General features: G+C 66.3%; 22 protein-coding genes. 14 read left to right on the forward strand and 8 right to left on the reverse strand.

Translation table 11 applies throughout. The features are described 5' to 3' along the window. Positions 1-17: 17 nt before the first annotated feature. Both DC347_RS16435 and DC347_RS16440 read left to right on the forward strand, forming a co-directional pair. Entirely contained in the window at positions 18-1001 is a 984-nt protein-coding gene (locus tag DC347_RS16435; RefSeq protein ID WP_109863701.1) for a LysR family transcriptional regulator, read from the forward strand. Continuing rightward, positions 998-1945 carry an N-acetylglucosamine kinase gene (locus DC347_RS16440; RefSeq protein WP_109863702.1) on the forward strand — a complete coding sequence of 316 codons (948 nt, stop codon included), beginning with the start codon at positions 998-1000 and terminating at the stop codon, positions 1943-1945. Before DC347_RS16435 ends, DC347_RS16440 begins: the two co-directional genes overlap by 4 nt. Here the strand turns inward: DC347_RS16440 and DC347_RS16445 are convergent. After that, entirely contained in the window at positions 1942-2961 is a 1020-nt protein-coding gene (locus DC347_RS16445) for a pirin family protein (protein WP_109863703.1), read from the reverse strand. The two genes, DC347_RS16440 and DC347_RS16445, sit on opposite strands and share 4 nt — an antisense overlap. 229 nt (positions 2962-3190) lie before the next feature. On the opposite strand from DC347_RS16445, the gene DC347_RS16450 reads away from it, so the two are divergent. The 6 genes from DC347_RS16450 (at position 3191) to DC347_RS16475 (ending at position 8988) form a co-directional block, all read left to right on the forward strand. Beyond that, positions 3191-4291 (forward strand): ABC transporter ATP-binding protein, encoded by a 1101-nt coding sequence (locus tag DC347_RS16450; protein ID WP_018760344.1) that lies wholly within the window; start codon positions 3191-3193, stop codon positions 4289-4291. Then, positions 4291-5016, forward strand: a complete 726-nt coding sequence (locus DC347_RS16455; RefSeq protein WP_109863704.1) for an ABC transporter permease — start codon at positions 4291-4293, stop codon at positions 5014-5016. Before DC347_RS16450 ends, DC347_RS16455 begins: the two co-directional genes overlap by 1 nt. Continuing rightward, entirely contained in the window at positions 5013-5759 is a 747-nt protein-coding gene (locus tag DC347_RS16460; protein ID WP_018760342.1) for an ABC transporter permease, read from the forward strand. The genes DC347_RS16455 and DC347_RS16460 overlap by 4 nt, the downstream gene beginning before the upstream one ends. Continuing rightward, positions 5756-6718, forward strand: coding sequence for an ABC transporter substrate-binding protein (locus DC347_RS16465; protein WP_109863705.1), 963 nt, complete (start codon positions 5756-5758; stop codon positions 6716-6718). The genes DC347_RS16460 and DC347_RS16465 overlap by 4 nt, the downstream gene beginning before the upstream one ends. A gap of 143 nt (positions 6719-6861) precedes the next feature. Then, on the forward strand, positions 6862-8082 hold the full coding sequence (locus DC347_RS16470) for a pyridoxal phosphate-dependent aminotransferase (protein WP_109863706.1): 1221 nt from the start codon (positions 6862-6864) through the stop codon (positions 8080-8082). Between the two features lie 51 nt (positions 8083-8133). Further along, positions 8134-8988 carry a polyphosphate kinase 2 family protein gene (locus DC347_RS16475; RefSeq protein WP_109863707.1) on the forward strand — a complete coding sequence of 285 codons (855 nt, stop codon included), beginning with the start codon at positions 8134-8136 and terminating at the stop codon, positions 8986-8988. A 17-nt stretch (positions 8989-9005) separates the two neighbouring features. Here DC347_RS16475 and DC347_RS16480 read toward each other — a convergent pair whose 3' ends face one another. Both DC347_RS16480 and xseA read right to left on the reverse strand, forming a co-directional pair. After that, on the reverse strand, positions 9006-9224 hold the full coding sequence (locus tag DC347_RS16480) for an exodeoxyribonuclease VII small subunit (RefSeq protein ID WP_109863708.1): 219 nt from the start codon (positions 9222-9224) through the stop codon (positions 9006-9008). Then, entirely contained in the window at positions 9221-10555 is a 1335-nt protein-coding gene (gene xseA, locus DC347_RS16485) for an exodeoxyribonuclease VII large subunit (protein ID WP_109863709.1), read from the reverse strand. The genes DC347_RS16480 and xseA overlap by 4 nt, the downstream gene beginning before the upstream one ends. Before the next feature lie 160 nt (positions 10556-10715). Here xseA and DC347_RS16490 point away from each other — a divergent pair, with 160 nt between their 5' ends. Together DC347_RS16490 and DC347_RS16495 are read left to right on the forward strand one after the other, a co-directional pair. Further along, a complete protein-coding gene (locus DC347_RS16490) occupies positions 10716-11564 on the forward strand; it encodes a hypothetical protein (protein WP_109863710.1) in 849 nt (282 codons plus the stop codon). Positions 11565-11573: 9 nt separating this feature from the next. Further along, a complete protein-coding gene (locus tag DC347_RS16495) occupies positions 11574-12653 on the forward strand; it encodes a 4-hydroxy-3-methylbut-2-enyl diphosphate reductase (protein WP_109863711.1) in 1080 nt (359 codons plus the stop codon). A 115-nt stretch (positions 12654-12768) separates the two neighbouring features. Here DC347_RS16495 and DC347_RS16500 read toward each other — a convergent pair whose 3' ends face one another. Next, a complete protein-coding gene (locus tag DC347_RS16500; RefSeq protein WP_109863712.1) occupies positions 12769-13995 on the reverse strand; it encodes a DNA recombination protein RmuC in 1227 nt (408 codons plus the stop codon). Positions 13996-14085: 90 nt separating this feature from the next. Between DC347_RS16500 and ychF the strand changes: the two genes are divergently transcribed. Next, positions 14086-15171 (forward strand): redox-regulated ATPase YchF, encoded by a 1086-nt coding sequence (ychF, locus tag DC347_RS16505; RefSeq protein ID WP_109863791.1) that lies wholly within the window; start codon positions 14086-14088, stop codon positions 15169-15171. Between the two features lie 46 nt (positions 15172-15217). On the opposite strand, the gene DC347_RS16510 is transcribed toward ychF, so the two are convergent. Genes DC347_RS16510 through DC347_RS16520 form a run of 3 tightly spaced genes read right to left on the reverse strand, consistent with a single transcriptional unit; the run spans position 15218 to position 17247 of the window. Further along, a complete protein-coding gene (locus DC347_RS16510; RefSeq protein ID WP_109863713.1) occupies positions 15218-15985 on the reverse strand; it encodes an SCO1664 family protein in 768 nt (255 codons plus the stop codon). Further along, positions 15985-16530 carry a DUF3090 domain-containing protein gene (locus tag DC347_RS16515; protein ID WP_109863714.1) on the reverse strand — a complete coding sequence of 182 codons (546 nt, stop codon included), beginning with the start codon at positions 16528-16530 and terminating at the stop codon, positions 15985-15987. The genes DC347_RS16510 and DC347_RS16515 overlap by 1 nt, the downstream gene beginning before the upstream one ends. Before the next feature lie 24 nt (positions 16531-16554). Further along, positions 16555-17247 carry a histidine phosphatase family protein gene (locus tag DC347_RS16520; RefSeq protein WP_109863715.1) on the reverse strand — a complete coding sequence of 231 codons (693 nt, stop codon included), beginning with the start codon at positions 17245-17247 and terminating at the stop codon, positions 16555-16557. A 133-nt stretch (positions 17248-17380) separates the two neighbouring features. Between DC347_RS16520 and DC347_RS16525 the strand changes: the two genes are divergently transcribed. Then, positions 17381-17632, forward strand: coding sequence for a DUF1272 domain-containing protein (locus DC347_RS16525; protein ID WP_109863716.1), 252 nt, complete (start codon positions 17381-17383; stop codon positions 17630-17632). 37 nt (positions 17633-17669) lie between these two features. Here the strand turns inward: DC347_RS16525 and DC347_RS16530 are convergent, their stop codons facing one another. Next, entirely contained in the window at positions 17670-18137 is a 468-nt protein-coding gene (locus DC347_RS16530; RefSeq protein ID WP_109863717.1) for a hypothetical protein, read from the reverse strand. 84 nt (positions 18138-18221) lie between these two features. Here DC347_RS16530 and DC347_RS16535 point away from each other — a divergent pair, with 84 nt between their 5' ends. Both DC347_RS16535 and DC347_RS16540 read left to right on the forward strand, forming a co-directional pair. Continuing rightward, on the forward strand, positions 18222-19853 hold the full coding sequence (locus DC347_RS16535; RefSeq protein ID WP_109863718.1) for a cryptochrome/photolyase family protein: 1632 nt from the start codon (positions 18222-18224) through the stop codon (positions 19851-19853). Positions 19854-19944: 91 nt separating this feature from the next. Next, positions 19945-21705 (forward strand): ABC transporter family substrate-binding protein, encoded by a 1761-nt coding sequence (locus tag DC347_RS16540; protein ID WP_109863719.1) that lies wholly within the window; start codon positions 19945-19947, stop codon positions 21703-21705. Positions 21706-21837 lie beyond the last annotated feature (132 nt).

A 21837-nucleotide genomic window follows, 5' to 3' on the forward strand; every position in this document is an offset into this window, starting at 1 on the left:
CAAGGAAGGAAGCGGAAGTGGAACCGGACCGCAAGCAACTGGCGCAGCTCCTGCCGCTTCTTCCGGTCCTGGCTGAACTCGGCCGGACCGAGCACGTCACGGAAACCGCCGAGCTTCTGGGCGTACCCCAGTCAACGGTGAGCCGAGCGCTGGCCCGGGCAAGTGCCGCCGTCGGCACCGAGCTCCTGGTGAGGGACGGACGCGGCGTCCGCCTTACCCCTGCCGCGCGCACGCTCCTGCCCTACATCGAGCAGGCGCTCGCGGAGTTCCAGGCCGGATTGGATCTGGTGCGCAATGAGTCCGAGGTGGTCCGCGGGACGGTTTCCGTGTCCTTCCAGCACACCTTCGGCGAGGCCACGCTGCCCCTGCTGATCAGCACCTTCCGCGCCCGGCATCCCGGGACCGGGTTCCGGCTGAGCCAGGGCGCACGGGACTCCTGCATTGAGGAACTGGCAGCAGGGGAAGCCGACCTTGCCCTCACGGCTCCGGTTGCCGCCCCTGGACGCACCCTTGATTCGGCGGCGCTGTACCGTGAGCCGCTCCGGCTGGTGGTCCACCATGCCCACCCGCTGGCGCGGCAGCGGACGGCCCGGCTGGCCGACATCAGGACCGAGCCATTCGTAGCGCTCGGCCCAGGCTATGGTCTGCGCTCCCTGACGGACGCCCTGTTCCGGGACGCCGGGTTCCGGCCGCGCATCGCCTTCGAAAGCCAGGACTCCCACACAGTCCGCGGGCTCGTCTCAGCCGGGCTCGGCGTCGGCATCCTGCCACCCGCCGCAGGGGCACCGGGCTGGACCGGCCGCCCCAAAACCGGAGACCTCGGTTGGGTGGAAGTACCGCTGGATTCCCGGCTGGCCTTCCGGGAGGTCGGCGTCAGCTGGCGGCGCAGGAAACCCGGCGCCGAGCCTGCGCCGGCACGCTTGTTCCGCGAACTGGTGGTGGCCGAAGGCCCGGGCCTGGTGGCCGGCCTGGCCACCCGGGCAAGTACCCTTGTGACGTGACGAACACCCAGAACACCCCCACCACCCACGCCGGGCCCGCTGACAATCCCGCCAATCCACTGCACGGCATCACGATCGGGCTGGACATCGGCGGCACCAAGACGCATGGCGTCCGCTTCGAGGACGGCATCCCCGTCGCCGACGAGTCCGCCGGAAGCTCCAACGTCCAGAACGTCACCCGGGATGAGGCAGCCCGCAACCTGGCGGACCTCTTCGCCCGGATCGGAGCCGGCCCCGTGGCACGGGTATACGCCGGATCCGGTGGCATCGACACCGACCAGGACGCCGCCGCCCTTGCCGGCCTGATCCAGCCCCTCGTCCCGGGGGCTACCGTCACCGTTGTGCACGACTCGCGCCTCCTGCTCGCCGCCGGGCGGGCCGCAACAGGAGTGGCGGTCATTGCGGGCACCGGCTCGGCCGCCTGGGGACGCAATGCCGACGGCGGCGAGGCCAGGGCAGGCGGTTGGGGCTACCTTCTCGGGGACGAAGGCAGCGGTTATTGGCTGGGCAGGGAAGCGGTGCGGCACAGCCTGCGCCGGATGAACCAAGGACTGCCGATCGATCAACTCACTTCCGCCCTGCTCAAGAGCTGCGGACTGGACCACCCGAACAAGCTCATAGCGCTGTTCCACTCACCCGAAACCGGGAGGCGGTTTTGGGCGCAGCAGGCCAGGCACGTCGTGGAGGCAGCAGCAGAAGGACACGGGGACAGCGCAGCCCTGCTGGAACAGGCCGGCAAGGACCTTGCCGCGCTGGCCGGCCAGGTGCTGACACAGTTGGGACTCCACGCTCCGGTGATCCTTGGCGGCGGCCTGGGCATGAACGTGGTGCCCCTGCAGGAGGCCTTCCGCCGGAATTTGGCCGACGCCGGAGTCACGGACGTCAGGGTCCTGGACCAGGAACCTGTCTTCGGTGTGCTGGAGCTGGTGGCCCGGCCCGCCTAGTCCACGGTGCGTTTCCGGGGCGTCAGCCGGACCCCCGGAAGGGGCGGGGCCGGGATGCGGCCGGCTTCGGCCCCGGCATCCGGCCCGTGTCCGTGCACCAGGCCGTAGCGGGCGTCGGCGGCCATGGCGTCCGGAAGTGTTGCCTGGGCCTCCCAGTCCCCGCGGGCCTGTTCCACTTCCTCGTGCGTGCGGCCCACGAAGTTCCACCACATCAACAGTTCCTCGCCGAAAGGCTCACCGCCGATCAGCAGGAAGCGGGTGTCCGGGCGTGCCTGGACCTTCAGTTCGCTCCGCCCGGCGCCCAGGTAGCCCAGCGGCCCCGCATGCAGATCCTGCCCGTCCACCGCCAGGCCGCCGTCGAGCACCAGGACACCGTGCTCAAAGTCCGGGTTCAGCGGCAGAACCGCGTCCCCTTCACAGGCGACGTCTGCGCCCACAATTGGCGAGTACATCGTGGCGGGAGACACCACGCCGCCAAACTCACCCACCATGACCGTGGCTGAGAACCCGCGGCCATCCGCCACCGGCAACTCCCGGTGTTGTTCGAAGGCAGGCGCCCGGTGCCGGTGGGCATCGGGAAGCGCAACCCAAAGCTGCAGGCCCCGCTGCAGCGGCAACCCGCCGCCGTCGGCAGGAAGCACTGCGAACTCGGAGTGCGACACCCCGTGCCCGGCAGTCATGATGTTCAGCTCTCCAGGCCGAACAACCACGTCACTGCCCACGCTGTCCCGGTGCCGGATATGTCCTGCCAAGGGCCACGTCACGGTCTGCAGCCCGATGTGGGGATGGGGAAGGACCGACATCGCTGTCCGGTCCGGACCAAAACTGTCCAGGAAGCACCATGCCCCGATCGTCGGCAACCCGCGCTGCGGCAATGTGCGTTTGACGTTCATGGCGCGCACCCCGCCCAGCGGCACCTCGCGCTCCGGCCACAACTGCAGGCAGGGTCCGGATCTCCCTTCCGCCGGGGCCGGGGGACAGATTTCCTGCTGGGGTGAAACTTCCAAATTGGTCACGCCTCCACTTTAGGCGGGCCCCGGCCGGCCGGACATGCTCTTTCCCGCCCGGATACCCATCCGCCCCCCGCCGCGGCACCGAATGGTCACAGTAGGGATTCCTTTGTGGGGTTTGGGGCCAGATCTGGTGAACCCGGCCCCTGATTGGGTTACCGTAACTATCAGCGTGCTGATGGCAAAGTCGCGGTGCTGGGATCAGCCCGTCCGAGAGAACAGGTAAGTCCGCACCATGGACCAGGCGATGATCGAGTTCCAGAGCGTCACCAAGCAGTACCCCGGCGGCCAGCCTGCCGTGGACGGGTTGTCCATGTCCATCGCCAAGGGCACCATTACCGTCTTTGTCGGTCCTTCCGGTTGCGGCAAAACGACGTCGCTCCGGATGATCAACCGCATGGTGGAACCAACGTCGGGAACCATCACGGTGGACGGCAAGGACGTCACCTCCGTCCCGGCCGCGGAACTGCGCCGCTCCATGGGCTACGTCATGCAGTCGGCGGGGCTGCTGCCGCACCGGTCGGTTCTGGACAACATCGCCACCGTGCCCCGGCTGAACGGTGTCTCAAAGGCTGACGCCCGCAAACGCGCCTCGGAACTCCTGGACGTTGTGGGCCTGGCGTCGTCCCTCGGCAAGCGCTACCCCTCCCAGCTCTCCGGCGGCCAGCAGCAGCGCGTCGGCGTGGCCCGCGCCCTGGCAGCAGACCCGCCGGTGCTGCTCATGGACGAGCCGTTCAGTGCAGTGGACCCCGTGGTCCGTGACGAACTCCAGCAGGAACTGCTGCGCCTGCAAAAAGACCTTGCCAAAACCATCGTCTTTGTCACCCACGATATTGACGAGGCCACCATCCTCGGGGACAGGGTGGCCGTCTTCGCCACCGGCGGCAAACTGGCTCAATACGCCACGCCGGAGGAGATTCTGCGGGCGCCCGCCAACAATTTCGTCGCCTCCTTCGTGGGGCGTGACCGCGGCTTCCGCCACCTTGGGTTCACCCCGTCCGACGGCGTGGTCCTGCACCCCGTACCTACGATTATCCGGGGGGCCCAAGGAAACGTGTCGGACCACGGTGCGGCCGGTGGCTGGCAGTTGGTGGTCGATGCCGACAAGCGGCCCCTGGGCTGGTCGGCGCCCGGCACCGAAACTGAACTTGTTCCCGGCGGGTCGCTGTTCCGCCCCGGCGAGAGCCTGCGGCGGGCCCTGGACGCGGCCCTGTCATCGCCGTCGGGCCTTGGTGTTGCCGTGGATCCCGACGGCCGGGTGCTGGGGGTAGTCCGCGGCGGCGAGGTCCTGGCACTGATCGAGGAAGCGCGGCAGCTGCGGCAGGCGGCACTCTGATGGAGTGGTTCCTGGCCAACAGCGGCATGGTCTTCGAACGCGGCGGCCAGCACCTGGTCCTGGCGCTCGTTCCCATGGTCCTGGGCCTGGTGATTTCCATCCCGCTCGCCCAGCTGGCCCGGCAGAGCGGTGCGCTGCGCTCCGTGGTGCTGACGGCGTCGTCCCTGCTGTACACCATTCCCTCGCTGGCACTGTTCATCATCCTCCCCACCGTCCTGGGCACCCGCATCCTGGACCCCGTCAATGTGGTGGTGGCGCTCACCATCTACGCTGTGGCGCTGCTGGTCCGCGCGGCGCTCGACGCGTTCGACTCCGTGGATGCCGAAGTCAGCCAGGCCGCCCAAGCCATGGGGTTTAAACCGCTCTCACGCTTCCTGAAGGTCGACCTGCCGCTCTCCCTTCCGGTGATGTTCGCCGGGTTGCGCGTAGTGTCGGTCAGCAACATCTCCCTGGTCAGCGTTGCCGCCCTGCTGGGGGTTGGCAACCTGGGCATGCTCTTCACTGACGGCCTCCAGCGGGACTTCGTTACCGAGGTGGTAGTGGGGATCATCGCCATCCTGGTCCTGGCGCTGGTCATGGACGCCCTCCTCGTCCTGCTGGAACGTATCCTCACGCCCTGGGAACGGACGGGTAAACGGCGCGGAGGCGGGGACGGCGCCGGCCGCACGGGGGCCTCCGCCGCCACGGGGCCCCTCGCCGCAAGCGGGACGGGAGGGGGAGCATGAGCAACGTCATCTCGGACACCGTTGCGTGGCTCGCCGATCCGATGCACTGGTCCGGAAGCATGGGCATCCCCACCCGCGTGGTCGAGCACCTGCAGTACACCGGGCTGGTCATGCTGATCGCCACCGCCATAGCGGTCCCGGTTGGATTGTTCGTTGGCCATACCGGGAGGGGGAGGGTGGCTGTGGTTGCCCTGGCCGGTGCGCTGCGGGCCCTGCCCACCCTGGGCCTGCTGATCCTGTTCGTGCTGCTGGCCGGTATCGGGCTGATGCCCCCGATCTGGGCCTTGGTGATCCTTACCGTCCCACCGCTCCTGGCCGGGACGTACGCCGGTATCTCCAGCGTGGACCGCAACGTGGTGGACGCCGCAAGGGCCATGGGCATGACGGAATTGCAGGTCCTGTTCCGGGCCGAGTTGCCCAATGCCCTCACGGTCATGTTCGGCGGCTTCCGGACCGGCGTGCTGCAGGTGATCGCCACGGTTTCCGTGGTTGCCTACATCAACCTGGGTGGCCTGGGCCGCTATCTCTTCGACGGCCTGGTCCTGAGCGACTTTCCCCAGATGCTGGGCGGGTCCCTGCTTATCGCTGTCCTGGCCATCGCCGTGGACCTGGTCCTGTCCCTATTCCAGAGGCTGTTCCTGGCAACAGGCACCTCGAAGCAGTCCCACCGCAGCCAGGAGGCTGCGGTTGATCTCACAGACCCCGTGGTTGCGGAGACTGTTGTACAAGGAGGTAAGTCATGAAAGATAGCCGTCCCCCACGCCTCGGCAGGCGGGCCTTCGGCGGCCTGGCCGCCGGGCTTGGCCTGGCAGTGGCGTTGTCCGCCTGCGGTGGTTCGTCCAATCCGCTGAGCAACGCGCCGGCATCCAGCGGCGGCGCCTCCGGCGGGGCAACGTCCCTGGTGGTTGGTTCCGCTGATTTCCCGGAGAGCCAAATCATCGCCGAACTGTATGCCGGCGCCCTGAACGCCAACGGAATCACCGCCACCACCAAGCCGAACATCGGCTCCCGCGAGGTCTACTTCAAGGCCGTCCAGGACGGTTCCGTGGACGTGGTGCCGGACTACAGCGGCAACCTGCTGCTCTACGTCAACAAGGAAGCCACCGAGGTTTCCGCCGGCGACATTGCCAAGGCACTGCCGGGCAAGCTCCCGGACGGCCTGGCCGTGCTCGACGCCTCCAAGGCCGAGGACAAGGACGCCATGGTTGTCACCAAGGCAACCGCGGAGAAGTACCAGCTGAAGTCCATCGAAGACCTCGCCAAGGTCTGCAGCGACATCGTGGTGGGCGCTCCGGCCACGTTCGGTGAGCGCGCGTACGGCCTGCCGGGCCTGAAGAAGAACTACAACTGCGTGCCCAAGAAGCTGGAGCCCTTCAGCGACGGCGGCGGCCCGGTGACGCTCAAGGCGCTCCTTGAGGACCAGGTGCAGGTGGCGGATATCTACACCACCACGCCGTCGATCGCCGACAACGACCTGGTGGTGCTGGAGGACCCGAAGAACAACTTCATCGCCCAGCAGGTCCTGCCGCTGTACAACAAGGCGAAGATGACGGACAAGGCCAAGCAGGCCCTGAACTCAGTGTCCAGCATCCTCACCACCGATGACCTCATCAACCTCAACCGGGCTGTCAGCGGCAGCCAGAAGCAGGACGCCAAGACGGCCGCAGCCGCCTGGCTCAAAGACAAGGGCATCGTCAAGTAACAGCCCGCCTTCCCCGCCCACAGGGGCGGAGCAGCAGGTGATCACGACGGCGGCTGCCGGACTTCCAAAGGTCCCGCAGCCGCCGTCGCGCGTGTGGCGGAGGTCTCAACGGTGATGCATCCTTCCTGTGGCATATTTGAGGGATGGCAGAATTCAGGCAGTCCACGAAGCTCAACAACGTCCTCTATGACATCCGTGGACCGATCCTGCAGGCCGCCCAGCAGATGGAAGCGGAAGGCCACAGAATCCTCAAGCTGAACATCGGCAACCCCGCGCCGTTCGGATTCGAGGCGCCCGACGCCATCCTCGTGGACATGATCCGCCACCTGCCCCACGCACAGGGCTACAGTGACTCCCGCGGCATCTTTTCCGCACGCACCGCCGTCTCGCAGTACTACCAGACCCGAGGGATCCAGAACATCCACGTAGACGACATCTACCTGGGTAATGGCGTCAGCGAGCTCATCACCATGTCCCTGATGGCGTTGCTCGATTCCGGCGACGAGGTCCTCATTCCCACGCCGGACTACCCGCTCTGGACCGCCTCCGTGGCGCTCGCCGGTGGCAAACCGGTCCACTACCTGTGCGATGAGGAATCCGGCTGGCAGCCGGACCTTGAGGACATGGAAGCGAAGATCACGCCCCGGACCAAGGGAATCGTGGTGATCAACCCCAACAATCCCACCGGTGCCGTCTACCCCGATGCCACGCTCAAGCGCATCGTGGAGCTCGCCGAGGAGCACGGGCTGGTGGTCTTTGCCGACGAGATCTACGAGAAGATCCTGTACGAAGACGCCGTCCATGTGAATCTCGCCAAGCTCACCGGCGACGACGTCTTGTGCCTGACGTTCAGCGGCCTGTCCAAGGCGTACCGGGTGTGTGGCTACCGGGCCGGGTGGATGGCGATCTCCGGGCCCAAAAAGGAAGCCGCCGACTACCTGGAGGGCATCAACCTGCTGGCCAACATGCGCCTCTGCGCCAACGTCCCGGCCCAGCACGCCATCCAGACGGCACTCGGCGGCTACCAGAGCATCAACGACCTCATCCTTCCGGGCGGCCGCCTGCTGGAACAGCGCAACAAGGCCTACGACATGCTGAACGCGATTCCAGGTGTCAGCACGCAGCAGGCACGGGGCGCCCTGTACCTTTTTCCGCGCCTTGACCCGGAGGTCTACCACATCAGGGATGACGAGAAGTTTGTCCTCGACCTCCTGAGGGAACAGAAGATCCTTGTGTCGCATGGCCGGGCATTCAACTGGGTGCGGCCGGACCACTTCCGCATGGTCACGCTGCCGAACGTGAAGGACATCGAGGAAGCCATCGGCCGGATGGGGGACTTCCTAAGCCGGTACCAGGGGAACTAGCCTGTGGTCACGGGCGCGCCGCGTCCATGACCCTCCCAGGGAAGGACCCCCGTGGCCAGCATTGTCGGTTTCGACCAGCACCCCTCTGACACCCTGCGCGTTGGCAAGGGATTTTCCCTGGCCGCGGTGGACCCCGACGCCACTCCGGGCTACAGCGGCAACAAAGCTGACGGCGAAGCGCTGCTGGCTGACCTGGACGGGAAGCTCACGGAGATGCAGGAGAAGCTGTTCGCGGAGTCACGGTTCGGCGGGAGGAAGCGGATCCTGCTGGTCCTGCAGGCGATGGATACCGCTGGCAAGGGCGGCATCGTCAACCACGTCATGGCCACCATGGACCCCCAAGGAGTCCAGTTCAAGGCATTCAAGGCCCCCTCCGAGCAGGAGAAGTCCTACGATTTCCTTTGGCGCATCGAGAAGGAGGTGCCGGCGGCCGGGATGGTGGGGATTTTCGACCGCTCCCATTACGAGGACGTCCTCATCCACCGGGTCCACAATTGGGCCACGCCGGAAGAGATCACCCGTCGCTACCGGGCCATCAACGAATTCGAGGGACGCCAGGCAGACGCCGGCACCAGGATCGTCAAAGTGATGCTCAACATCAGCAAGGATGAGCAGAAGTCCCGGCTGTTGGCCCGCTTGGACAATCCCGCCAAGCACTGGAAATACAGCAGCGGTGACTTGAAGGAACGGGCCTTCTGGGACGACTACATGGCGGCGTACCAGGCTGCTTTTGACGCAACCAGCACGGCTGCGGCCCCCTGGTACGTGGTTCCGGCCAACAAGAAGTGGTACGCCCGGATCGCCGTGCAGCAGTTGGTGATGTCGGCACTGTCCGATCTTCGCCTGGAGTGGCCCAAAGCAGAGTTCGACGTGGATATCGAACGGGAGCTCGTGGCCCGGTCCTGACCGGCGGCTGCGGCGGCTTAGAGCGGCTGGTCGCGTGCGGCTGCCAACCTCTTCCGTGCGCCCTCCAGCCACTCCTCGCAACGTGCGGCCAGCGCCTCCCCGCGCTCCCACAATGCCAAGGATTCTTCCAGGCTTGCCCCGCCTGCTTCCAGCCTGCCCACCACCGCGATGAGCTGCTCCCGGGCTTCTTCGTAGCTCAGCCCCGCGACGTCCGACTCCGGTTTTTGTTCGGTCATGCCTTCTCTTCCAATCCTTGCTGGTGGTCTGGTTTGCCTGGTTGCAGCACCCCGGTGGACGTGGCGCCAAATCGGCCCTCGGCCACCCGGATCGACAAAGCGGACCCTGCCGGCGCCTCAGCAGGGCGGCGGACGACGGCGTGGCCGGACGCCGCAATCCGGGCGCTCTGGTCACCTGCCAGTTCGACGACGGCGTACCCCCGGTCGAGCGTCTTCTGCGGTGACAGCGCGCGTACCTGGGCCTTCAGGTGCTCCAGCTGGTCGGCCGCCCGCACCACCGTGGAATTCACGGCCGCCGAGGAGCGCCGCAGCAGCCGCTCTATTTCCTCGGCGCGGACGGAAACCATACCCTCGGGTGCTGCCATCACGGGCCGCGAGTGGAGCGAGGCCAGGCGGTCCGACTCGCGGTCCACCAGCCGTTCCATGCAGCGCCGCAGCTGTTCCCGCGCCTGGCGGACGCCTGCCAGTTCTTCGGAGACTTCCGGAACGATCCGCTTGGCAGCATCCGTAGGCGTGGAGGCCCGAAGATCGGCAACGTAGTCCAACAACGGACGGTCCGCCTCATGCCCGATGGCACTGACCACGGGGGTGGCCGCGGCAGCCACTGCCCGGACCAGGTCCTCGCTGTTGAACGGCAGGAGGTCCTCCAGGGCGCCACCGCCCCGGGCAATGACAATGACGTCAACTTCCGGCAACCCATCCAGTTCGCGGAGTGCCCGGACCACCTGGGACACCGCGGTGTTGCCCTGCACCGCTACTTCACGGATCTCGAACTCCACGGCCGGCCACCGTAATGCCGCGTTGCGCAGGATGTCCTTCTTCGCGTCCGAGTCGCGGCCGGTGATCAGGCCGATGCGGTGCGGCAGCAACGGCAGGGGCTTCTTCCTCGAATCGGCGAACAGGCCCTCCGCGGCCAGCGCCTGGCGCAGCCGTTCGATCCTGGCCAGAAGGTCGCCCAGGCCGACGGGACGGATGTCCCGCACCAGCATGTTCAACCGGCCGGTCTTCATCCAGAACTCGGGTTTCAGCAGCGCAACCACCCGTGAGCCCCGCTCGAGCGGAAGGTTCTGCCGCTCCAGCACTTTCGTCCAGACGGACGCGGGCAGCGATACTTCCGCATCAACGTCGCGAAGGGTGATGTACGCGTTGGTGCCGCGGCGGTTCAGTTCGATGACCTGGCCTTCCACCCATGCCGACGGAGTGCGGTCGATGTGCGCCTTCAGCTTCTGCGACAACAGCTGGAGGGGCCACGGATTGTCCGGGCTGGTTTCCGCTGCGGTGGCCGGCAAAGTGGTGGGTGCGGCACCCGGAAGGGATGCCTGGTCAGACATGCGGACGCCGGTGCGGGGCTGGTGCTGCGGGCATGGGGTCCTTCAACTGTTGTGGGCGGTCAATCAACCTTATCCATAAGGTCTAGCACCCGGGGCTGACAGGGACGGCCAGGCGGCCTGCCTAGGATGGAGTGAGGCCCCCAACCCCGAAGGACCTGCCGTGCGCACTTTCATTTCCGCCCTCGCCACCGTGCTGGGCATCCTCCTGGCATCCGTCGCCGTCCCCGCCATGTGGGTGGACCGGAACATCATCCAGGAAGACGGATTCGTCCGGCTTGCGGCGCCGCTGGGCAAGAACGCGGACTTCCAGAAGAAACTCGCTGCCGCGGCCGTGGGAACGGTCGATACGGGTTCGGTTCCCAGCGCCCTGTCCGGGCTGGTCGATTCGGTCCTGGAGAAGGCCGCGGAGTCCCTGACCCAGCTTCCCGGCTACCCCGCAGCGTGGGAGGAGACCCTTCGCAGGAGCCACCGCCTGAACTTCGCAGGCCCGGCGGGGGAGGCCGGCAACGTTCCGGCGTCGTCGCTGACCCTTGACGTAGCCCCGCTGGTTGCCCTCGGTTCGGAGGAAATCTCCCGCACCACGCGGCTTCCCCTCAACCCGCCGGACCAGGCCCTCATCAACGTCGGCCAACCCGCACAGCGCGAGTGGGCGGAGCGGCTGTCCACCTACGCGCCCATGGGCTACATCGCCGCCATCGGTGCCGGCATTGCGTTCCTGTTGGCACTCGTCGCAGCCCGCCGCCGCTGGACAGTCCTGTTCGGTGCGGGCCTTGGCGGCCTGGCCCTCGCCGGTCTCTGGTCGCTCGGACTGCAGCTGGGATCGGCCCGCGCCGCGACCGCAGACACGGGCAGTTCGGTGGCAAACATGTTCCGCGACGAATTCGTGGGCGTGGCAGCGGCTGACTTCCAGGCGTGGATCGGTGCCACCGCGGTGACTGGCGGGGTCCTGGTGGCAGTGGGAATTGTGACGTTGTTCGCCTCCCGGAAACGGGTGCAGGCCAGCCGGTAGCATGGAGGGATGACCACCTCGGCTGTACCCCTTTCGATGCCAACCGTTCCGCGCCGGCGCCGCTCTCCCCAGGAAGTGGCGGCCGCGGCCCCCGTGAACGGAACCAAGAAGGTGCTGCTGGCCGCTCCGCGTGGCTATTGCGCCGGTGTTGACCGGGCAGTGATCGCCGTCGAGAAGGCCCTGGAGCACTACGGTCCGCCCGTGTATGTCCGCAAGCAGATCGTCCACAATGTCCACGTTGTCAGCTCGCTCGAGGAAAAAGGCGCCATCTTCGTGGACGAAACTGACGAAGTGCCAGAGGGCGCGCTGGTGATCTTCTCGGCCCACGGCGTTTCCCCGGCCGTCGTCGAATCGGCGGAGAGCCGAGGACTGCGCACCATCGATGCCACCTGCCCCCTGGTCACCAAGGTGCACAAGGAAGCCGTTCGCTTCGCCAAGGACGACTTCGACATCCTCCTGATCGGCCATGACGGCCATGAGGAAGTGGAAGGCACCTCCGGTGAAGCGCCGGACCACATCCAGATCATCAATGGGCCCCACGAAGTGGACAAGGTGACCGTCCGCGATCCGGAGAAGGTCATCTGGCTGTCCCAGACCACCCTCAGCGTCGACGAGACCATGGAAACCGTCCGGTTGCTCAAGGACCGGTTCCCCACCCTGCAGGACCCGCCCAGCGATGACATCTGCTATGCCACCACAAACCGGCAGGTGGCCATCAAGAAGATCGCGCCCAAGGCAGACCTGGTGATCGTGGTGGGTTCCGCCAACTCGTCCAACTCCGTCCGGCTGGTCGAGGTGGCGCTGGAATACGGCGCCAAGGCCTCGTACCGGGTGGACTTCGCGAACGAGGTTGACGAAGCCTGGTTCGAAGGCGTTGCCACCGTGGGCGTCACGTCCGGGGCCTCAGTTCCGGAGGTCCTGGTGCAGGACGTCCTGCGGCTGCTGGCCGACTATGGCTACGGCGCGGTGGAAGAAGTGGTCACCGCCGAGGAGGACCTGCTGTTCTCGCTGCCCAAGGAACTCCGTGCAACCCTCAAGGAAGCCGGCGATGTCAGCCGCGCCCTGGGCGGCCGCCGGACCCGCAGCTGACCACCCCCGCCGCCGGGGACCCAGCACAGCAGGCCGACGGCGGCAAGCAACAGTGTGAAGGAAGGGCCGGGCAGTTTCAAACACCTGCCAGGCCCTTCCAGCACCCCCAAGGTTCTCAGGCCGCTTCGTCGTCGCCCTGGAGTTCAGGCGCCACCAGCGCGCGCGGGGTTGCTTCCACCAAGGCCGGCGTGACGAGGCCTGAATCTTCCAGGGTGTTGAGTTTCCGGGCCGTGGGCAGGATCCGCGCTTCCAGGGTCCCCACCATGGCGTTGTAGCGATCCACCGACGACTTCAGGGACGAGCCGAGCTTCCCGACGTTCTCACCCAGCGTCCCCATCCGGTCGTACAGCTGCCGCGCGAGCTCGAACAGTTCGCGTGCGCTGTCCGTCAGGACATCCTGGCGCCAGGTGAACGCCACGGACTTCAATACCGCAAGCAGCGTGCTTGGCGAGGCGAGGACCACGTTGCGTGACAATGCATAGTCCAGGAGTCCGGCATCTGCCGTCAGCGCCGCCGCAAGAATCGATTCCGCGGGAATAAAGCAGACCACCAGTTCCGGCGAATTTCCCGGAATGTCCCAGTACTTCTTGGTGCCCAAAGCGTCCACGTGCGCCCTCAACGCTTTGGCGTGCGCTGCCAGCAGTGCCTGGCTGCGGGCATCATTCGCGGACCGCGCCCCGGAGGGCTGGACCGTGCGGGGATCCGCCACACCGAGATCCTGCGCCTCCAAGTAGGACGACAACGGCACCTTGGCGTCCACCACAAGTTGTTTCCCGCCGGGCAGCTGCACCACCAGGTCGGGGCGTACAGAAGAATCGTGGCCCGCACTGTGGGCCTGCTCCACGAAGTCCACGTGGCGGAGCATCCCCGCGGCCTCCACGACCCGCCGAAGCTGTACCTCGCCCCATTGGCCCCTGGCACTGTTTGACCGTAAAGCCGATTCCAGCGCGTGCGTGGAGCGGATCAGCTGCTCGTCGGACAGCCGGGCTTCCTGCAACTGCTGTGCCAGCTGGCCGTACTGTTCCACCCGGTCCCGTTCCAGGAGCGCCACCTGATGCTGGACCGCGGACAGTTTTTCGGCCACCGGGGCCAGGGCACGCAGCACGCTGCCGTCCTGCGTCCGCGCCTCACCGAGCTCACGGTTCTGGGCAGCCAAAAGCCGCCGCTCGGCGTCGGCCGCTGCCAACTGGGCCGTCACCTCCGAAAGCCGGGACGAGACAGCGTCAAAGTCCGCCTCCAGTCCGCGGGAGTTCCTGCGCAGCAGGACGTACATGGCCGCCGCACCGGCCAGTGCACCCAGCAGCAACATCAGAAGGGCCAAAATCAAGGCAAAAGCATCCATGGCTTCACTGTTGCACGGGCCTCTGACAATCACGGCCAGTGACATCCCCGGGTACTGGCGGCAGGGCCCCGGCGGGTAGAATCAATGCTCGTGGCTCTAACTATTGGCATCGTCGGACTGCCCAACGTCGGCAAATCAACCCTTTTCAACGCACTGACCCGCAACCAGGTGCTCGCGGCGAACTACCCGTTCGCCACGATCGAGCCCAACGTCGGCGTCGTCAACCTGCCGGACCCGCGGCTGGAAAAGCTGGCTGCCATCTTCGGCTCCCAGCGCGTGCTTCCCGCCGCCGTGTCCTTCGTCGACATCGCCGGGATCGTCAAGGGCGCCTCGGAGGGCGAAGGGCTGGGGAACCAATTCCTGGCCAATATCCGCGAGGCCGAGGCGATCGCCCAGGTGGTCCGCGTGTTCGACGATCCCGACGTCATCCACGTCGACGGCAAGGTGGACCCCCGGTCCGACATGGAGACGATCAACACCGAGCTGATCCTCGCTGACCTGCAGACGATTGAAAAGGCCGTCCCGCGGATCGAAAAAGAAGTCAAGATCAAGAAGCGCGAAGCCGCCGAACTGGCCGCCGTGAAGGCCGCCCAGGCGGTGCTGGAACGTGGCGACACGATTTTCTCCTCGATCAAGAGCGACAAGCTGGAGATGGAGCACCTGAAGGAACTCGGCCTGCTGACCGCAAAGCCGTTCATCTACGTCTTCAACTCCGACGAGGGAATCCTCGGAAGCCCCGAGAAGCAGGCCGAGCTGCGCGCCCTGGTGGCCCCGGCCGACTGCATCTTCCTCGACGCCAAGCTTGAGTCCGACCTTGTCGAACTGGACGAGGAAGAAGCCCGCGAGATGCTCGAGATGAACGGCCAGGACGAATCCGGCCTCGACCAGCTCGCCCGTGTTGGCTTCCACACCCTGGGGCTCCAGACGTACCTCACCGCCGGGCCGAAAGAAACCCGCGCCTGGACCATCCGGCAGGGCGATACAGCACCTCAGGCCGCCGGTGTCATCCACTCCGATTTCCAGCGCGGGTTCATCAAGGCCGAGGTGGTGTCCTTCAACGACCTCGTCGAAGCAGGATCCATGGCCGAGGCAAAGTCCCGCGGCAAGGTCCGGATCGAGGGCAAGGAATACGTCATGGCCGACGGCGACGTGGTGGAGTTCCGCTTCAACGTCTAGTCCAGGGGCGCCGGTGCGATGGCTGCGAAGCATCCGGGGAAGTTCCTCAGAACAGCGGCCAAGGTACCGCCGACATTTCGCCGCTCGGAGCCGGAAACCGCCCCGTCTGGCGCAACCGGGCGCAGCGGGCGGCGAGCGATGCGATTTCTTCGGCGCTGATCAGGTCCGCCAGGTCCCGGCCCAGTTCGCCGTCAAGTCCCGCGCTGACACGGTCGACGCCGGCGCGCTCCTCGGCGGTCAGGGCCTCTCCCAGCCATCCCCACAGCACCGTGCGGAGCTTGTGGTCGCTGTGAAAGGTGAGCCCATGGTCCACGCCGTGCCGGTGTCCGCGCGGCATGGCAAGGATGTGGTCGCCCTTGCGGTCGGCGTTATTGACGATGATGTCGAACACTGCCATGCGCCTGAGGGCCGGCGAGTCTTCGTGGACCAGCGCGACCATCCGTCCACGCTCGTCCTGTCCCTCGAGGATTTGTTTCCAGCCCGTCTCCGGCACCTGCTCCGTAGCGACCAGGTCCACGGGGCTCTGGGCGGGGTCCCGCTCCTGCCAGAGCTGGACCATCCCTTCGCCCATCGGACCATCGCGCAGCCAGGTGCGGGGCACGATGTCCCAGCCCAGGACCTGCGAGACCCGGTACGCGGCCACCTCCCTGCGGGCCAGGGATCCCGCGGGAAAATCCCACAACGGCCGCTCGCCTGCAACCGGCTTGTAAACGACGGCCACGTCGCCGATGCTGCCCAGGAACGTAGCGTTTGATGCCGTCGTGATGCGGCCGGTGAGAGTCAGCTCGGCGGCCAGCAGGTCCGGCGCCGGCATCAGGCCTCGGGAAGGGTGCAGGTGTGCCCGTCGGCGTCTATGGGGTAGCCGCAGATCGGGCACGCTGGACGTCCGGCGCCCACGATCTCACGGGTCCGCTTGGCGAAGGCACGGGCGGTGCCGACAGGCATCCGCACCACCAACATTTCCGACTCGTCGGAGTCCTCGTCAAACGATTCGTCGTCGTCATCGGCATCGGTAATGGGATGCGCCTCAATCACCACCTGGGCCGTGCTGGGGTCCCACCCCAAGCTCATGGCCCCGGTGCGGAACTGTTCCTGGACGGCCTCAAGCTGGTCGTTGTCGACAAGTTCAAGGGGCGTGCCAGTGGGAATGCTGAAGGGATTGCCCTCGACGGTGATGAGCTGGTCGAGGATTTCGTCGATCTTCTCCGCAAGCAGGGCGGACTGCTGCTTCTCCATGGCGATACTCACCAGCTGCGCCCCTGCCCGTACCTGAAGGTAGAACGTACGCGCCCCCGGCAGGCCAATGGTGCCAACAACCACCCGGTCAGGCCAGTCAAACTCGTGAACACGTGTAGGCATGTCAGTATTCTAGGCACATGGGGTTCACGGCGCCTTGTGCCCCGCGCCGCCGCCTACCGGAGCGTCGACGGCGTCCATGCCCTTCGACAACCACGACAGGTCGCCGGCATCGGTGTTGGTGGCGTAGACGCTCGGCCGGTTGGCACCGTAGCGCACGATCGATACGGACGCGGGACCGACGTTAATCCGCTGGAACAGATCAAGGTGCATGCCGAGCGCGTCAGCGAGGATTGACTTGATGATGTCGCCGTGGCTCACCGCTGCCCAGACGGCCCCCGGCCCGTACTCGGCTTCGAAGGCTGCGTCGTGGCGTCGGACAGCTGCCACCGACCGGGCCTGCATCGTGGCCATGGCTTCGCCGCCCGGAAAGACGACGGCGGACGGTTGCGACTGCACGACCGGCCACAGCGCGTCGGTTGCGAGTTCGCTGAGCAGGCGGCCCTGCCATTGGCCGTAATCGCACTCGGTGAGATCCGGATCGGTCGGCGCATGCGGCGCACCGGCCTGGCGGTCCAGGATGAACCGGGCGGTCTGCAGGCACCGCTCAAGCGGACTGGACACCACGCCGACCAACGGCACCGGCGCGAGCCGGTCCGCGGTCAGTGCCGCCTGGTCCCGTCCGAGCTGGTCCAGGCCGACGCCGGCCGCCCGGCCGGCCAGCAGCCCCGTGGCATTGGCAGTGGTGCGGCCATGCCGCACGAGAATAACGGTCGCCATGCACCCAGCCTATCCACCCTGTCGAACGTTCACAGGTCCACCCTGTCGAACGTTCACAGGCAGTGGCCGTCCGGGAGTCCAGCCTCAAGGTGTACCGGGCGTTTGTGCGGGTCCCATTGGCTAGAGTTGTCGGATGCTTGAGATCCGTCCCAATTGCGAATGTTGCGACCGCGACATTGCGCCGTCCGATCCCGCCTACATCTGCACCTTTGAATGCACGTGGTGCCCGGACTGCGTCGAGCGCTTCCCCAACAGGTCATGTCCCAACTGCGGTGGCGACCTGCAGCGGCGGCCTGTCCGCCCCGCGGCAGCCCTGGTCAACAATCCGGCGGGTACGGTCAGGGTGGTGTCGCCCGGTTGCCTCCAGCAAACCACCCGTAGCTGAGGCCGGCCGGGACCAGAACGGGTGCAGGCCCCGGCGGTCAGCCTGCCCTGGCGTCCCTCACAAGCAGGCCCAGGGCAGGTATTCCGGCGAACACTGCCGGAATCACCAGAAGCACGCCGTACTCGGGCACCAGGGCAGACGCGGCGCCGGCAGCGATACTTGCCGTCAGGGCAGCAGAAAGGGACAACCGCAGTGGCTTGCGCTCATCCCTCGGGTTGAAGAAACGGAACCCCCCGAGGCCGGCGGTGACAACAGCGCAGGCAACGACGACGACGGACAGCACCCCCGCCGTCGTTCCTGGAGAATCCTTGAGCCGGTCAATGAGGACAACCGGGACTGCGAGCATCCAGCCGCCGAGGAGCAATGCCAGGACGCAACCGGCCAGCCGTCCTTTCGGCACCGGTTCCAGGGCGGACAACTGTTCTGCCGGCAGGTCCGCCTGCCGGACGCGGTGATGGGCTGCAGGTGGTGGCGGCTGTGACGGCCGTGCGGTGTTTTCAAGCATTCTTCCCCCAATGCCATGGCCTGACGTCCGTCCACCCTACCGCCCGCGGCCCTGGCCGAAACCGAGGCACCATAGGGTTTCCCTATGACTGATGGACCACGCCTGCGCCTTGTCCTGCCCCATCAACTCTTCGAGAAGCACTGGGAGGAGACGGGCACGGACACCGTCTTCGTGCTCATCGAGCATGACCTCTACTTCCGCCAGTACGCCTTCCACTCCCACAAACTGGTGCTGCACCGCGCATCCATGGCCAGGTTCGCCCGCCGGCTTCGCGGGCTCGGCTACGACGTGGTGGTCCTCGCCAGCGACCGTACCCGGACGTCACGCGTCCAGCTTGCCGAGCTGGTCAGGCAACGGCGTCCGTTGTCCGTCACCTGGTTCGACGTCGTCGATGACTGGCTTGAGCAGGACCTGGCTGCGGGACTGGCCGACGGCGGGTACCGGCTGCGCAGCGAAGACGTGCTCGAGACGCCGAACTTTCTGACGGCCCGCACGCAGATCGACGACTGGTTCTCCCATAACCGGCCACGGATGCAGGACTTCTATATCTGGCAACGCCGGCGGCTGGACATCCTGGTCGATAACGGCGAACCGGCCGGCGGAAAATGGTCTTTCGACGCGGAGAACCGCAAGAAGCTTCCCCGGGGGCATGTTCCACCCACCGTCAGCCGCTTCAGGGACCACCCCGCTCTCCAGCAGCAAGGCGCGTTCGACCTTGATGCGCTGGCTGAGCCCTCCCTGGCGGCCCCAAGCCGGCACAGCGACGAGGCATCCCGCGAGGTCGGCCTCGCGATTGAATGGGTGTCGCAGGAATTCCCGGATGCCCCGGGCGACCCGCGCCTGTTCGCCTGGCCTACCACGACCCGGGAGGCCCGCGAACATCTGCAGGAATTTGTTTCAGAGCGCCTGGGCGGCTTCGGACCCTACGAAGACGCGATCTCAGCCGAGCATCCGTTCATCAACCACGGCCTCCTTACTCCGGTCCTGAACATCGGCCTGCTGGATCCGCGCGAAGTCCTGGACACTGCCTTGGACGGCGCCGGCGCCGCCACATCACTGGCCTCGCTTGAAGGTTTCGCGCGGCAGGTGATCGGCTGGCGCGAATACATGCGTGCCACCTACCGGGTGCGGGGCCGCCGGATGCGAACAGCCAACCTGCTCAACCACCGGAACCGGCCCGGTGCGGGCTGGTGGGATGCCAGGACAGGGCTGGCACCCGTGGACCTGGTCATATCGCGCGTGCTGGCCACCGGTTATGCCCACCACATCGAACGGCTGATGGTGCTGGGCAACGCCATGTCCCTGCTGCGGATCCACCCTGACGATGTCTATGCGTGGTTCATGGAGATGTTCATCGACGCCTACGACTGGGTGATGGTGCCCAACGTCTACGCCATGAGCCAGTTCGCCGCGGGGGCCGACATCACCACCAAACCCTACGTCTCGGGCAGCAACTACCTGCGGAAGATGTCGGACCTGCCGGCGGGGGAGTGGATGGCTGACTGGGACGGGTTGTACTGGTCGTTCATCGATGACCACCGTCCGGTCTTCGAACGGAATCCGCGCTCGCGGATGGTCGTGTCCTTGTGGGACCGGATGGATCCGGCGGTCAAGGACAACCACCGGGCCCGTGCCCACGCCCTGCTGGATAACCCCGGCCGTGACCGGCTGGTCCGGAAGCCCCCGTTTACGGGAGAGGGGGACAGGATTCGATAACTGGGCAGGGGCACCGCGTATCCTGATTTCACCGGGCGGATTCGTGGCGGCCCGTTGCCCTCCGGAGAGGGAAAAACACAAAGGAGGCGGCATGCCGGCCAGGCAGCTGATGCGACTGCTCACTGCTGCGGTGGCGGCCGCCCTGATTCTGTCCGGTTGCTCCGGCGGGGGTGCCCCTTCGGTGGTGGTGGGGGAGGCCAAGCGCGGCGGCAGCGTGACCGTCGCGGAAGTAAACGCCTTCTCCTCCTTCAACCCGTACAGCGCAAACGGCAACACCGACATCAACACGAAGATCGGCGCCATTACGCACTCCGGCTTCTTCTTCCTCGATGACAGCTCCAAGGTGGTCCGCAACGACAAGTTCGGGCACTACGAAAAGGTGTCGGACCAGCCCCTCAAGGTGAAATACACGGTCAACGAGGGAGTCAAGTGGTCCGACGGTGCTCCGGTAGGCGCCGCCGACCTGCTCCTGAGCTGGGCTGCCGGATCCGGCTACTTCGACGACGTCGACCCCGGCACCGGGAAAGGCACCAAATACTTCGCAACAGCCTCCAACGCCACCGGCCTGGCAGGGACGGTCTTTCCGGAACTCGGCTCGGACGGCAGATCCATCACCCTCGAGTACGCCGCACCGTACGCCGACTGGGAAGTGGCATTCGACGTCGGGCTCCCGGCCCATGTGGTCGCGGCCAAGAGCGGGCTAACCGACGAAGGAGACCTGGTCGACCTCCTGAAGGACACGCCGCGCGGCAATCCTGAGAAGCCCGTAACCATCGCGGCCCTCAAGAAGGTCAGCGACTTCTGGAACACCGGTTTCGACACGAAGAAAATCCCGGATGATCCGGCGTTGTACCTTTCCAACGGCCCCTACATCGTCCGGGACATCGTCCCGGAGGTTTCCATGAAACTGGTTCGGAACCGGGACTACACGTGGGGCCAGGAACCCTGGCTTGACGAGATCAACGTTCGATTCACCGGGGCCGTGCCCGCCGCCGTCGACGCCCTGCGCAACGGGCAGGCGGACATCATCTCGCCACAGCCATCCGCTGCCACCGATGCGCTGCTCACGGGCCTGTCCGGGCAGGGCATCACTGTGCAACGCTACAAGCAGGCCGGTTACGACCACCTCGACCTGAACTTCGCCGGCCCCTTCAAGGACAAAGACGTCCGCGAGGCCTTCCTCAAAACTGTTCCCCGGCAGGACATCGTGGATGCCGTGCTGGGCGGCCAGGCAGTGGACAACAAACCGCTGGATTCACAGGTCTTCCTGCCCGATCAGCCCAAATACGCGGACACCGTAAAGAAAAACGGCTCCTCGGATTACGCCGAGGTGGACATCGACGCCGCCAAGGGCCTCCTGAGGGGCGCCACGCCCACCGTCCGCATCCTCTACAACCGGGACAACCCCAACCGCGCCAAGGCCTTCGCACTGATCCGGGGTTCGGCCGAACGGGCGGGCTTCCGGGTGGAAGACGGCGGCCAGGCAAGCGCCGACTGGGCAGCATCGCTCAGCCGCGGCGGCTATGACGCGGCGTTGTCCGGATGGATCGGCACGGAAGCGGGAGTCAGCCGGGTACCGCAGATCTTCCGCACCGGAGGCGGCAGCAACTTCACGGGCTATTCCGACGCCGATGCGGACAAGGTGATGGCGCAACTGGCCGTCACCACCGACCTTGGCAAACAGGACGAACTCCTTGCCGACATCGACAGGCACGTCTGGGAGGACGCCTACGGCCTGCCGCTCTACCAGACCCTGGGCACCACCGCGTTCAACTCCCGGGTGGCCGGCGTGAAAACCAGCCCCGGTCCCGTGGGTGTCTGGTGGAACGTCTGGGACTGGCGGCTGGCGTAGGCCGGGAGCGCCCTTCGCTGCGAACGGAGGCGCCTAAACGTGAACGATCACGGCCCCGATTCGCCGTCTGGCGTACCGACGAGTAGCATGTGACGTGCGTAACTGCCCACCACTCGCGGGGTATTTGACTGC

The sequence above is a fragment of the Pseudarthrobacter sp. AG30 genome, from assembly GCF_003116525.1.
GTDB lineage: Bacteria > Actinomycetota > Actinomycetes > Actinomycetales > Micrococcaceae > Arthrobacter.

What these genes read in the sequence shown, in the direction of transcription:
- DC347_RS16450 (WP_018760344.1), top strand. Translation starts at nt 3,191, where the DNA reads ATGGACCAGGCGATGATCGAGTTCCAGAGCGTCACCAAGCAGTACCCC.
- DC347_RS16455 (WP_109863704.1), top strand. Translation starts at nt 4,291, where the DNA reads ATGGAGTGGTTCCTGGCCAACAGCGGCATGGTCTTCGAACGCGGCGGC.
- DC347_RS16460 (WP_018760342.1), top strand. Translation starts at nt 5,013, where the DNA reads ATGAGCAACGTCATCTCGGACACCGTTGCGTGGCTCGCCGATCCGATG.
- DC347_RS16465 (WP_109863705.1), top strand. Translation starts at nt 5,756, where the DNA reads ATGAAAGATAGCCGTCCCCCACGCCTCGGCAGGCGGGCCTTCGGCGGC.
- DC347_RS16470 (WP_109863706.1), top strand. Translation starts at nt 6,862, where the DNA reads ATGGCAGAATTCAGGCAGTCCACGAAGCTCAACAACGTCCTCTATGAC.
- DC347_RS16480 (WP_109863708.1), bottom strand. Translation starts at nt 9,224, where the DNA reads ATGACCGAACAAAAACCGGAGTCGGACGTCGCGGGGCTGAGCTACGAA.
- xseA (WP_109863709.1), bottom strand. Translation starts at nt 10,555, where the DNA reads ATGTCTGACCAGGCATCCCTTCCGGGTGCCGCACCCACCACTTTGCCG.
- DC347_RS16495 (WP_109863711.1), top strand. Translation starts at nt 11,574, where the DNA reads ATGACCACCTCGGCTGTACCCCTTTCGATGCCAACCGTTCCGCGCCGG.
- DC347_RS16500 (WP_109863712.1), bottom strand. Translation starts at nt 13,995, where the DNA reads ATGGATGCTTTTGCCTTGATTTTGGCCCTTCTGATGTTGCTGCTGGGT.
- DC347_RS16510 (WP_109863713.1), bottom strand. Translation starts at nt 15,985, where the DNA reads ATGCCGGCGCCGGACCTGCTGGCCGCCGAGCTGACTCTCACCGGCCGC.
- DC347_RS16515 (WP_109863714.1), bottom strand. Translation starts at nt 16,530, where the DNA reads ATGCCTACACGTGTTCACGAGTTTGACTGGCCTGACCGGGTGGTTGTT.
- DC347_RS16520 (WP_109863715.1), bottom strand. Translation starts at nt 17,247, where the DNA reads ATGGCGACCGTTATTCTCGTGCGGCATGGCCGCACCACTGCCAATGCC.
- DC347_RS16525 (WP_109863716.1), top strand. Translation starts at nt 17,381, where the DNA reads ATGCTTGAGATCCGTCCCAATTGCGAATGTTGCGACCGCGACATTGCG.
- DC347_RS16530 (WP_109863717.1), bottom strand. Translation starts at nt 18,137, where the DNA reads ATGCTTGAAAACACCGCACGGCCGTCACAGCCGCCACCACCTGCAGCC.
- DC347_RS16535 (WP_109863718.1), top strand. Translation starts at nt 18,222, where the DNA reads ATGACTGATGGACCACGCCTGCGCCTTGTCCTGCCCCATCAACTCTTC.
- DC347_RS16540 (WP_109863719.1), top strand. Translation starts at nt 19,945, where the DNA reads ATGCCGGCCAGGCAGCTGATGCGACTGCTCACTGCTGCGGTGGCGGCC.